This is a genomic window from Bordetella genomosp. 7, from assembly GCF_002261265.1.
Classification (GTDB): Bacteria; Pseudomonadota; Gammaproteobacteria; order Burkholderiales; family Burkholderiaceae_B; genus Bordetella_A.
The window spans coordinates 132,499-144,329 of the sequence record NZ_NEVK01000003.1; the positions used below are offsets into that span (position 1 = coordinate 132,499).

An 11,831-nucleotide genomic window follows, 5' to 3' on the forward strand; every position below is an offset into this window, starting at 1 on the left:
GGCCGGGCGTCAGGCCGGCGTTTCCTGTCGCAGGCGTTCTTCGGCCATCTGGCGCAGGCGCACCCGCTGGATCTTGAACCCGTTGGCGCTGGCGGCCATGGGGAACTCATCTACCAGCCAAAGCCGGGCCGGCACCTTGAACGGCGCGAGCGTGGCGCGCAGGGGGGCCAGCAAGGCCTCGGGGTTGGTGTCCGCCTGCGCGATGACGAATGCCGCCGCCCGCGGCTGGCCGTCCAGCGTGATGCCCACCACCTGCGCGTTCTGTACGCCGGGCTGGCTGGCCAGCGCGTGTTCGATCTCGGCGGGGTCTACCAGGAAACCGCCCAGGCGCAATGCGTCTCCCATGCGCGCCAGATAGACGAAGCTGCCGTCAGGGCGCAGGTAGCCCAGGTCGCCGGTGCGGAAGTAGCCGTCCGGCGTCAGGGCAGCGGCGGTCGCTTCCGGGTTGTCCAGGTAGCCGATGAAATTGCCGGGCGCGCGGATTTCGATTTCGCCCTGCACGCCGGCGGCGCACAGTTCGCCCGTGGCCGGGTCGCGCACCCGCACTTGCGCGTCGCGCGCCGCGGGCATGCCGCCGCCCAGCGCCCGTTCGGCCACCGGCAGGTGCGCCGCCTGCAAGGCAAACAGGGCCTGCACCTCGCTGGACCCGTACAGGCCGCGCAGCGGCATTCCGCGTTGCTGCAGGGATTCGACCAGTTCGGCGGCGCCGGGGCTGAAGCTGGCAAAGCCGATCACGCGCGCGTGCGGAAACGGGCGTTCGTCGGGTAGGGCTTCGGCGATGCGGCGCATCATTTCGTCGCTGCCGAAGGTGTGCGTGATGCGCTCATCGCGCAGCAGGTTCGCGGCGCGGGGCGCGTCGAACAGGTCCATCATCACGATGGCCGCGCCGGCGTGCAGGGCGGCCAGCACCCCGTTCAGGCCGAACACGCCGCACAGCGGCAGCGCCGCCAGCAGGCGCGCGCCGGGCGCGCCCAGCTCGTAGGCGGCGGCAACGGCGACGTTGTGGGCCAGCAGCGTGGCGGCGCTGTGCATGACAAGCTTGGGCCCGCGCGTGGTGCCCGACGTGGTGAACAGAATCACGGGGCGCATGGGCTCGCGCGCAGCCGCGGGCGGCATGGCGTGCGTCTGTGCGTCGAGCCGGCACGCTACGGTGGGCAACCCCAGCACGGATACGGGGGTGTCGCCGCCGGCGTCAAGGACGGCCACGCTGCGAAGCTCGGGCAGCTTGCCGGTGTCTACGCCGGCCAGCACTGCCGGGAAATCGATCTTGCGGAATGACGGTTGCATGACAAGCATGCGCGCGCGCGAGCGGCCCAGGATGTATTCGAGCTCGCCGCTGCGATAGCGCGTGTTGACCGCCACCAGCGTGCCCCCCAGCCGGTCCAGCGCAAACAGCAGCGCCAGCCATTCGCGGCGGTTGGGCAGCCACACGGCCACCCTGTCGCCGGCCGCGATGCCTTGCGCGGCCAGCCATTGCGCAGTGCGGGCGGCCAGCGCGTCGAATGCGCGGTAAGTCAGCGGGCCGGTCTCGTCGATGAGTGCGACTTCGTCGGGCCGCATCCGCAGGTGTGTCTCATACAGATCCGCCAGGGCGGCGGCCGCTGGCGCGGCATCGGCCTGCATCAGTACAGCTCCATCAATTCCGCATTGTTGGCGAAATCGGCCGGCACGCCGCTGCGGATCAGCGCGCCGGATTTCATCACGATGACGCGATCGGCGATCTTGAGCGCCTCGCGCACATTCTGTTCCACGATCAGGATCGACATGCCGCGCTGTTGCTGCAGCGCGCGGATGGGCCCCATCAGGTCCTGGAACAGTTTGGGGGCCAGGCCGATGGAAGGCTCGTCCAGCAGCAGGCAGCGGGGCTGGCTGAGCAGCGCGCGGGCCAGCGACACCATCTGCTGTTGCCCGCCCGACAGGGTGCCGGCGCGTTGCCCGTAAAAATTGCGCAGCGCGGGCAGTACCTGCATGACCCATTCCAGGCGTTCGGCGTGGTCCGCCTTGGGTACGCCGGCAGACCACAGGCCCAGGCGCATGGTCTCGGCCACCGTCAGGCCGGGGAAGATCCCGCGGCCTTCCGGCACCATCGAGATGCCGGCGGCGGCCAGCCGGCGCGGATCCGGTCGCGAGACGGGCTGGCCGTCCAGCAGCACGCTGCCGCCTTCGGGAACGATCAGGCCGAACAGCGCTTTCAGCAGGGTCGACTTGCCGGCGCCATTGTGGCCGATCAGGCAGAGCACTTCGTTGGCGTCGAGCCGCATGTCCAGGCCGTCGAGCACGGGACGTTCGCCATAGCCGGCGCGCAGGCCGCGCGCTTCCAGCACCGGGGGCGTGGCGGCGCTCATGTGCGTTCTCCGAAGTAAATCGCGGCCAGGTCCGGGTCGGTGAGAATGTCGCCCGGATCGCCGCAGGCCAGCAGCTTGCCCTGATCCAGGAACGCCACCCGGTCGGACAGTTGGGTGACGAGGTCCAGGTTGTGTTCGATGATGCAGATGGTGATGCCGCGCGAGGCATAGTCGCGCAGCAGCGCCACGAAGCGGTCGAAAGAGCGGGGGTCCAGCCCGGATGCGGGCTCGTCCAGCAGCCATAGCGAGGCGTCGCAGGCCATGATGCGCGCCAGGCTCAGAAATTTGCGCTCGGCATAGGCAAGGTCGGCCGCGCGCTCATGCCGCTTGTCCCACAGGCCGGCGTCCTGCAGCACGGCCTGTATGCGGGCCGGATCGGTGCGGCGTTGCCACAGCCAGCTGCCGCGCTCGGTGACCGTGGCCACGTTTTCCTGCACGCTCATGTGGGTAAACAGCCGCAAGTCCTGGAAGGTGCGGCCGACGCCGCGCCGCGCAATCTGCCAGGGCGCCATGCCGGCCAGCGGCCTGCCGTGCAGGTGCACGGTGCCGGCGGTGGGCGGCAGATGGCCGGTAATGACATTGAAGAGCGTCGTCTTGCCCGCGCCGTTCGGGCCCACCAGCGTGGTGATCATTCCGGCCGGCAAGTCCAGGGTGACGTCGGTCAGGGCCTGCAGGCCGCCGAACCGCTTGGACACGCCCTGCATGCGCAGCAGCACCGGCGCGGCGCCGTCGGGGGCTGCCGCGCCCGCGGCCTGGGATACGTGCGGCGCCGCGCTCATGCCTTGCCCTCCATGCGGCGGCCGCCCACCAGGCCGCCGGGGCGGAACATCATCAGCAGCACCATGGTGGCGCCGTAGACAATCTGCTGCACAGTGCCCAGTTCAGACGGCGGCAGGAAGGGCAGGTAGGTCAGCGCGGCAGGCAGCAGCATCAGCAGCGCCGCGCCGATGATGGGGCCGGCGACGGTGCCGGTGCCGCCGATGATGACCATGGCCATCAGCAGGATGGAGGTCTCCAGCATGAAGCCCTCGACGTTGATGAAGCTCATGTAGAACGCATAGATGGCGCCCGCCACGGCCGCCAGCCCCGCCGACACTGCGACCGACAGGGTCTTGATGGCGGCCACCCACTTGCCGGCGGCCTGCGCGGCAGATTCGCTGTCGCGGATGGCCATCAGGCTGCGCCCGAAACTGCCCCGCAACAGCGCCGTGGTGATCAGCAGTACGGCCGCCAGGCCCGCCACGGCCAGGCACAGGAACGCCGCGGGCGTGGCGAGCGTGTAGCCGAAAAGTGTCGGCGGCGGTATGCCCACCAGCCCGCCCAGTCCGCCGGTGACGCCTTTCCATTCCGAAAAAATGGTCACGCCGATGACTTGCAGCCCGAGCGAGGCCGCCACGAAGTACTCGCCGCGCACGCGCAGGGCGGGCAGGGCCAGCACCATGGACAATGCGCCCGACACCAGCATTGCCGCGCCTATGCACAGCAGCAGGGAATCGCTGAAATGCATGGCGATGTTCGCGGCGGTGTAGGCGCCCACGCCAAAGAAAATGGCATGGGCCAGCGAGAAAATTCCCGCGTAGCCCATGATGAAGTTCAGCGTCACCGCCAGCATGGCGTTCACGCAGAAGAGCACGGCGATGTTCAGCAGATATGCCAGCATGGGGTTGCCTTGTTGACGTGCCTAGGACGTGATTGCGCGCCCATAGACGCCACCGGGTCGGAACAGGATGAACAGGAACAGCACCACGAATGTGACTGCCTCGCTCCATTGCGGGTCGATCCAGGCCAGCGACAGGTTCTCGGCCATGCCCAGCAGCAGGCCTGCGACGGCCGCGCCGCGCAGGCTGCCCACGCCGCCGACGATCGTGGCGGCGATGCTGATCAGCATGATGTGGTGTCCCATCGACGGATTCAGGCCCGAGGTCGTCGCCGTCAGGATGGCGGCAGGCACGGCCAGCAGCGAGCCGATCAGGAACACATACTGCGACAGGCTGCGCGGGGTGAGCCCGTAGACGCGCACCAGTTCGGGGTTTTCGCCCAGCGCGCGCAGCGCCAGCCCCAGGTTGGTGTGCGTCAGCAGCCAGTGCAGGGCGCCGAAGGCCAGGATGGCGCACAGCACGGCCACCGCCGCCATGGGCGCGACGTACAGGCCGGGTAGTACTTCCAGGCTCTTGCTCAGGGGCGTGGGCACGGTGACCAGCCCGCGGCCGAAGCCGATGGCAATCAGGTTCTGCACGACGATGGCAATGCCGAACGAGGCCACGAACACGGTGAAGAATGCGGCCTCGTGGCGCTGGATCACCGAATACACATAGCGGTCGACCAGCACGCCGAATGCGGCGGCCGCCAGCGCCGCGCCAGTGGCCGCCAACGGCCAGGCCCACCCCAGCACCGTATACAGCTCATAGAACACGAAGCCGGCAAGCGTGAACGTGGCGCCGTGGGCCACGTGGAAGACCCGCGTGGTGCCGAAAATCAGCGAGAAACCCGCGGCGATCAGCGCGTACAGCGCGCCCGTCTGTATGCCGTTGATGAACAGCTGGATGAACAGCATGGCCGGGCCGGGCGATTATTGGGCGGCGTCGGCAATGGGCTTGGCGCCGCCTTCGCCGATTTCGTTGATCTGTATGGGCGCCTGGATGGTGCCGTTATCGGCGAACGATACGGTGGCCCCCACGAAGTCGAAGGTCTTGGTGGCCTTGCGCTGCGCCAGCAGGTTTTCGCCGGTGACGGGCTTGCCGGCCTTTTCCAGCGCCGCGGCCAGCACACCGAAAGTACGTACGGCGTTGTAGTAGTTCAGCACGTACATATTGGGCTCTTTGCCATGCTGTTTCTTGTAGTCTTGCAGCATGCGCTTGGTGATGTCGTCGGCCTTTTCCCAGTCGACCTTCTGGCTGGTGAAGATCGCCCCCTTTGCTTCGGGAAGCGACAGCGTCGACGGGATGGCGAACGCCGAATAGCTGGCGATCTGCTGCGACACGCCGTTGTCGCGCAACTGCTTCACGATCTGCCCTTGCTGGCTGCCGTACGAGGCAATGTAGACGGCGTCGGGCTTGACGTCGCGCACGCGGGCCGCCACGCCTGAAAATTGCTGCGCCGTGGCGGGCACCGAGAAGCTGCCCACCAGTTCGCCTCCCACCTTGCCCAGTTCTTCCTGGAGTTCTTTCACCACCGACTGGCCCAGGGGGTCGTCCACGTATACCAGCGCGACGCGCTTGAGGCCGCGTTCCTTGACCAGGTAGGGCACGACGGCCCGCACTTCGAAGTCCACCAGCGGGATCGTGTTCCAGAAGTAATCGCCCAGCTCCGCCAGGTCGGGGCCCACGCCGCCGCCGTTGACCATCACCGTCTTCGAACGCGTGCCGATGGGCGCGATGGCTTTGGATACGCCGGTGAACGCGCTCAGCACGAACGGCACCTTGGTCACGTTGACCAGCTTGTTCATGCCGATCACGCCCTGCATGGGTAGCGCCTGGCTGTCTTCGTACACGATGGAAAGCTTGCCCGACAGCATCTTGTCGGCATTGATGTGCTCGACGGCCAGGTTGGCCCCGGAGCTGAAGATCTGCCCGTATTCGGCATTGCTGCCGCTCAGGGGGAACAGGGCGCCGATGGCAAGATCGGTTGCGTGGCCCAACGAGGACAGGGTAAGGCCTTGGCACAGAGCCAGTCCGGCGAGCAGCTTTTTCATTGATGTCTCCACACGTTGTCGTGGTTATTGTGCGCCGCAGCGGCAAGCAGGCGCCCGGCCGGCGGCTTCAAAAATGCTAGCGACACTCCATGATGCGACCTATTCGGATTTGCTTAACTGCGGGTTTTCCCTCCCGCGCCATTGGTCTGGCCTGCGGTTCTGCCCAGCACGTCGCGCAGGATCTCGGCGGTGTGTTGCCCCAGCAACGGCGGCGCGCTGCGATAGACGACGGGCGAGGCGGAAAAGCGCAGCGGGCTGGCCGTGACGCTGGCGGTGCCGCCCAGGGGGTGCGGCATTTCGCGGCGCAGCTGGCGCGCCTGGGCCTGCGGGTGGGCGAATGCCTGGGCGATGTTGTTGATCGGGCCGCATGGCACGCCGGCGGCTTCCAGCCTGGCGATCCAGTCGTCGCGCCGACCCTGCTTCATGATGCCGGCAAGCAGCGGAACAAGTTCGTCGCGGTGGGTGACGCGCAGCTTGTTGGTCGCAAAACGGGGGTCGTCGCCCAACTCGGGCGCGCCGATCGCATTGCAGTAGGCGCGGTATTGCGATTCGTTGCCGGTGGCCACGATCAGGTGCCCGTCGCTGGCCGCAAACACCTGGTAGGGCACGACGTTCTGGTGGGCGTTGCCCGCCCGGGCGGGCGCCACGCCCGACGTGAAATAGTTGGAATTCTGGTTGGCCAACATCGCCACGTGGCAGTCGAACAGGGCGATATCCAGGTGCTGCCCCAGTCCGCTGCGGTGACGCTCTTGCAGCGCAGCAAGAATCGCCACGCTGGCATACATGCCGGTAATGATGTCCGTGACCGCCACGCCGGCTTTCTGCGGGCCGCCGCCCGGCAGGTCGTCGCGTTCGCCGGTAATGCTCATCAGCCCGCCCAGGCCTTGGATCATGAAGTCGTAGCCCGGCAGGTGCGCGCAGGGGCCGTCCTGGCCGAATCCCGTAACCGAACAATATATGAGCCGCGGGTTGATCGTGCGCAGGCTTTCGTAATCCAGCCCGTACTTGCGCAGGCCGCCCACCTTGAAGTTCTCGACCAGAATGTCGCAGTGCGCCACCAAGTCGCGTACCAGGCCGGCGCCGGCCGGCGTGGCGATGTCGGCCTCCAGCGAGCGCTTGTTGCGATTGGCGCTCAGGTAGTAGGCAGCTTCCGCCGTGTCGTGGCCTTGCGGGTCTTTCAGGTAGGGCGGGCCCCAGTGGCGCGTGTCGTCGCCTGTGCCCGGACGTTCCACTTTGATGACGTCGGCGCCCAGGTCCGCCAGGTTCTGGGTGCACCAGGGGCCGGCCAGGATGCGGCTCAGGTCGAGCACGCGGATGCCATCCAGCGGTGGGGGTCGTGTAGCCATGGGTAGCCTGCTCTTTGCGCGGCGGCGCAGTCAAGGGGTAATGGTGGCCGTGCCGTGGCTCATGACCACGACGTCTCGCGCGGCGGCCCGTACGATGAATTGCAGCCCGGCGGACTCGCCGCGCCACATGTCGACCTGCAGCGTCTCGCCGGGGTACACCGGCGCCGAAAACCGCGCATTCAGGCTGGTGAGCCGCGCGGCGTCGTAGTCGCACCAGGTTTTCACGATGGCGTGGGCAGCCATGCCGTAGGTGCACAGGCCATGCAGGATGGGCTGCGGATAACCCGCGTCGCGCGCCACGTCGGGGTCGGCATGCAGCGGATTGCGATCGGCGCTCAGGCGATACAGCAGGGCGGCGTTGGGCGCCGCGGCCAGCGTGCAGCTGCGGTCGGGCGCGCGTGTGGGCGCGGCAGGCAGGGCGGGCGGGCTCGCATCGCCGTTTCCGAAGCCGCCGTCGCCCCGGCAGAAGGTGGTTTGCTGCAGCGTGGCCAGGTGCGCGCCGGCCTCGTCGTGCAGCGTGCGTTCGGTAATGACCAGCGCGCCCTTGTCCGCCCCTTTGTCGATGACGTGTGTGACGCGGCTCTTGCCTATTACCGTGCCGCTGGCCGGCAGCGGGGCGTGCATCGTCAGGCGCTGTTCGCCGTGCACCAGCCGCACCCAGTCGATGCCCGCGCGCGGGTCGCTCATCCAGAAGCCGGGGTAGCCCAGCACCGTGGCCTGGGTGGGAAAGCACTGCAAGTCCTTCTCGTAGACGTAGCGCAGCTGCCCTGCGTCCAGCGGGTCTTGCCCCAGCCCGATGCCCAGGGCATAGAGCATGGTGTCTTTCTCGTCGTAGCGATGGCGGACATCGTCGAACCGCCAGTTCTTGATGGTGGCGTAATCCATGTGGCGCGGCCTCAGATGGGGTCCCAGTCGATGACGTCCGGCGAGCGCTCCAGTGCATAGAACTGCTTGCGCATGGCCGGAATGGCGATGTCGGCGATGAGTTCCGGCGTCCAGCCCTCGCTCTGGTGCACGCTGCGCACCGGGCGCGGCTGGCTGAAAAGCATGATTTCGTTGGCGCGCACGGCGAAGATCTGCGCCGTGACCTCGCTGGCTGCGTCGCTGGCCAGGTATACCGCCAGCGGGGCAACCTTGCCCGCCTCCATTTTCTTGAGTTTTTCGACGCGCGCTTTTTCGGCGTCGGTCTCGGCGGGGATGGAGCTGGTCATGCGGCTCCAGGCGAACGGCGCGATGCAGTTCGAGCGCACGTTGTAGCGCGCCATGTCCAGGGCGATGGACTTGGACAGTGCCACGATGCCCAGTTTTGCCGCGGCGTAGTTGGCCTGGCCGAAGTTGCCGATCAGGCCCGAGGTGGACGTCATGTGCACGAAAGCGCCCGATTCCTGCTCGCGGAAATAGGGCGCCGCCGCGCGGCTCATGAAGAAGGTGCCGTTCAGGTGCACGTCGAGCACCTGCCGCCATTCTTCTTCGCTCATCTTGTGAAACACCCGGTCGCGCAGGTTGCCGGCGTTGTTGACCACCGCGTCGATGCGGCCATAGGTGTCGACCGCCGTCTTGATGATGTTGTGCGCGCCTTCATACGAGGCGACACTGTCGGTGTTGGGGCATGCCTGGCCGCCTGCGTCCAGGATTTCCTGCGCCACCGACTGCGCGGGGCCCGCGCCCCCGCCTTCGCCCTGCAGCGATACGCCGATATCGTTGACGACCACCTTGGCGCCCGCGGCCGCCATGGCCAGCGCGATGCCGCGCCCGATGCCGCCGCCGGCGCCCGTTACGACCACTACTCTCCCTGCAACAATGCCGCTCATGGTGTCTCCTTAAGAGGGGCGTATACGCCCAGGTTATGCTGCATGGTAGATTTCACGACAGGGCAGCGGAATTCAAAATTAAAGACCCCCCCCTTTTGCGTGCTGGAACATGAGACATGACCTCACCGACCTGCGTCTATTTGTAAACGTAGGCGAGACCCTTAATCTGACGCGTGCCGCCGAGCGCACGTTTCTTTCCCTGCCTGCCGCCAGCGCGCGCATCAAGAACATGGAAGAAGCCTTCAAGGCGCGCCTGCTGGTGCGCCAGGCTACCGGCGTGTCGCTCACGCCCGCCGGCGAAGTGCTGCTTCGGCACGCGCATGCGGTCTTCCGCCAGCTCGAATGCCTGAACGCCGACCTGCAGCCCTATGCCAGCGGCATCAAGGGGCGATTGCGGCTGCTGGCAAATACTACCGCCACGAACTCGTTCCTGGCTGACGCCATGTCCACTTTCCTGGCCGGGAATCCCGACGTGGATATCGAGCTCGAAGAAAAGATCTCGGGCGATATCGTGCTGGCCATCCGGGCCGGCGCGGCCGACCTGGGCATTGTGGCGGGCAATATCGATGTCGAAGGCCTGGACGTGATGCCTTTGTTCCGCGATGAGCTGGCCATCGTCACATCGCTCACCCATCCGTTGGCGCAGCTCGCGTCGGTACGTTTCGTGGACGTGGTCGACGACTACCAGTTCGTGGGCATACACCCCAACAGCGCGATCCAGACTTTCCTGGAAGACATTGCATCGGGCCTGGGCAAGCGCCTTTGCCAGCGTGTGCACGTAGGCAGTTTCGAGGCGGTGTGCCGCATGGTCGAGGCGGGAGCGGGCATCGCCGTGGTGCCGCGCGCCTGCGCGGCGCGCTACAGCAGGGCCCAGGCCCTGCATGTGGTGCGTCTGCAAGACGCGTGGGCGCAGCGCGACCGCCTGCTGTGCCGCCAGCGCGGCCGCGACATGCCGCGTTTTGTCGAAGAGTTCATCACCCACGTACAGGCAGCCGCCCGCGCCTCGTGAAGGCCTTTGTCAGCTGCGTTGCTTTTTTTGGGGGGGTGTCTGACACCTTTGTGAACTGACCCCACAAAGTTGGACGGTTTTGACCGTTATGTGGCCAGGAGCTGAGTTCTGTATTGCACGGGGCTCAGCCCGTTGAGTTTAAGCTTGATGCGCTCGTGATTGTAGTAATGGATATATCGGGCGATTCCGTCCTTTAGCTGCTCAATGGTCTGGAAGGTGCTCAGGTGGTAGAACTCGGCCTTGAGAGTGCCGAAGAAGCTCTCGATGGCCGCATTGTCCAGGCAGTTGCCTCGTCGTGACATGCTAGGGGTCACGCCGTGTTGCGCCAACAGTTCGCGGTAGGCGGGCATCTGGTACTGCCAGCCCTGATCCGAGTGCAGGATGGGACGCTCGGACGGGCCCAGCCGCGTGCAAGCCTGTTTGAGCATGTTGGCAACCATGGCAAAGCTTGGCCGGGTGGCCATTTCGTAGGCAAGGATCTCGCCGTTACAAAGGTCCATCACCGGCGAGAGATACAGCTTCTGCGCGCCGACTTTGAACTCGGTCACATCGGTGGCCCACTTCTTGTTCGGCTGCGCGGCCTGGAATTGGCGTTGCAGCACATTGGGGGCAAGCTGGTTGAGTGCGCCACGATAAGAGCGATATTTCTTGACCCGCACGCAAGACTTCAACCGCAGCAAGCCCATCAAGCGCTGCACGGTCTTGTGATTAACCGGCCAGCCTTGCTGGCGCACGACTTCGGTGATGCGCCGATAGCCATAGCGTCCTTGGTGCTGTTCAAAAATGGCGCAAATCCGGGCCTTCAACGACGCATACTTGTCACCGGCTTGCCCGGCCCGCCACTGGTAATAAAAGGTGCTGCGCGGCAGGCCTGCCACCGACAACAGGTCGGCCAGGGGAAAGTGTTGCCTTAGTTCAAGCACTATTTGCGCTTTTTCTGCTGCGCCGATTTCTGTTTGGCTTGAACCAAGGCATCGAGCTTTTTTAGGTACGCGTTCTCCGTGCGCAAGAACTGCAGCTCCTTGAGCAGGTCTTCGCGGGTGCGTGCGGCGTCAGGCAGCGCCGGCTTCTTGGGTAAAACCATCCTGGGAGGCCCTCCTGTATATGTTCGGGCTGAACCCTGTACATCATACTGGCGCTCCCAGCGAGCGATGATATTGAAGTTACGGATGTCGAACCACGCCGCCGTCTGGCGGTACGACAGCTCATGCTGCTTCATGTGCAGCAGAACCTTCCATTTGAACGCCTCGTCATAGCGGACACGCTTGGTACGGAGGCCGGCCACACCATGGATCCGATAGGCCGCCACCCAGCGGCGCAGCGCATGTCGACTCACACCATGACGTTGCGCTACCGCCGCAATCCCGGCATTGCCCTCGCAATACTCCTGAGCCGACGCCAGTTTGACCGATTCACTGTACTTCTCCATGAAATAACCCCAAAGTTGATATCCAACTTTTGGGGGTCACTTCACTTTGGTGTCAGACACCGTCAAGAGCGGAGAGGCCTTTTCACCCTTGGTGTCAGACACCGTCAAGAGCGGAGAGACCTTTTGTCGGTTGCGTTGCTTTGGTGTCAGACACCGGCAAATGATGGCGGGCGTCTGGGGGCGTCCCTCCGGGCCGAACT

11 protein-coding genes are annotated in these 11,831 nt (G+C 65.8%); 1 reads left to right on the forward strand and 10 read right to left on the reverse strand.

The window, feature by feature from the left end:
* Positions 1–9: 9 nt before the first annotated feature.
* The 9 genes from CAL19_RS02950 to CAL19_RS02990 form a co-directional block, all read right to left on the reverse strand.
* Entirely contained in the window at positions 10–1,623 is a 1,614-nt protein-coding gene (locus CAL19_RS02950; protein ID WP_094795984.1) for an AMP-binding protein, read from the reverse strand.
* Complete coding sequence (locus CAL19_RS02955; protein ID WP_026640962.1) at positions 1,623–2,345, reverse strand: ABC transporter ATP-binding protein; 723 nt, start codon at positions 2,343–2,345, stop codon at positions 1,623–1,625. Before CAL19_RS02955 ends, CAL19_RS02950 begins: the two co-directional genes overlap by 1 nt.
* The gene (locus tag CAL19_RS02960) at positions 2,342–3,124 is read right to left on the reverse strand and encodes an ABC transporter ATP-binding protein (RefSeq protein WP_094795985.1); all 783 of its coding nucleotides are present in this window, start codon (positions 3,122–3,124) and stop codon (positions 2,342–2,344) included. The genes CAL19_RS02955 and CAL19_RS02960 overlap by 4 nt, the downstream gene beginning before the upstream one ends.
* Positions 3,121–4,005 (reverse strand): branched-chain amino acid ABC transporter permease, encoded by an 885-nt coding sequence (locus CAL19_RS02965; protein WP_026640960.1) that lies wholly within the window; start codon positions 4,003–4,005, stop codon positions 3,121–3,123. The genes CAL19_RS02960 and CAL19_RS02965 overlap by 4 nt, the downstream gene beginning before the upstream one ends.
* 21 nt (positions 4,006–4,026) lie before the next feature.
* Positions 4,027–4,899 (reverse strand): branched-chain amino acid ABC transporter permease, encoded by an 873-nt coding sequence (locus CAL19_RS02970; RefSeq protein WP_026640959.1) that lies wholly within the window; start codon positions 4,897–4,899, stop codon positions 4,027–4,029.
* Between the two features lie 15 nt (positions 4,900–4,914).
* A complete protein-coding gene (locus CAL19_RS02975) occupies positions 4,915–6,036 on the reverse strand; it encodes an ABC transporter substrate-binding protein (RefSeq protein ID WP_094795986.1) in 1,122 nt (373 codons plus the stop codon).
* Between the two features lie 113 nt (positions 6,037–6,149).
* Positions 6,150–7,382, reverse strand: coding sequence for a CaiB/BaiF CoA transferase family protein (locus CAL19_RS02980; RefSeq protein ID WP_094795987.1), 1,233 nt, complete (start codon positions 7,380–7,382; stop codon positions 6,150–6,152).
* Between the two features lie 30 nt (positions 7,383–7,412).
* Complete coding sequence (locus CAL19_RS02985; protein WP_094795988.1) at positions 7,413–8,267, reverse strand: MaoC/PaaZ C-terminal domain-containing protein; 855 nt, start codon at positions 8,265–8,267, stop codon at positions 7,413–7,415.
* Positions 8,268–8,278: 11 nt separating this feature from the next.
* Entirely contained in the window at positions 8,279–9,193 is a 915-nt protein-coding gene (locus CAL19_RS02990) for an SDR family NAD(P)-dependent oxidoreductase (protein WP_094795989.1), read from the reverse strand.
* Positions 9,194–9,302: 109 nt separating this feature from the next.
* Between CAL19_RS02990 and CAL19_RS02995 the strand changes: the two genes are divergently transcribed.
* A complete protein-coding gene (locus tag CAL19_RS02995) occupies positions 9,303–10,202 on the forward strand; it encodes a LysR substrate-binding domain-containing protein (protein WP_026640954.1) in 900 nt (299 codons plus the stop codon).
* Between the two features lie 86 nt (positions 10,203–10,288).
* Here CAL19_RS02995 and CAL19_RS03000 read toward each other — a convergent pair.
* A protein-coding gene (locus tag CAL19_RS03000) for an IS3 family transposase (protein WP_094795990.1) occupies positions 10,289–11,631 on the reverse strand; the annotation gives its coding sequence in 2 pieces (ribosomal slippage) (positions 10,289–11,190 and positions 11,190–11,631; 1,344 coding nt in all).
* Positions 11,632–11,831: the final 200 nt, after the last annotated feature.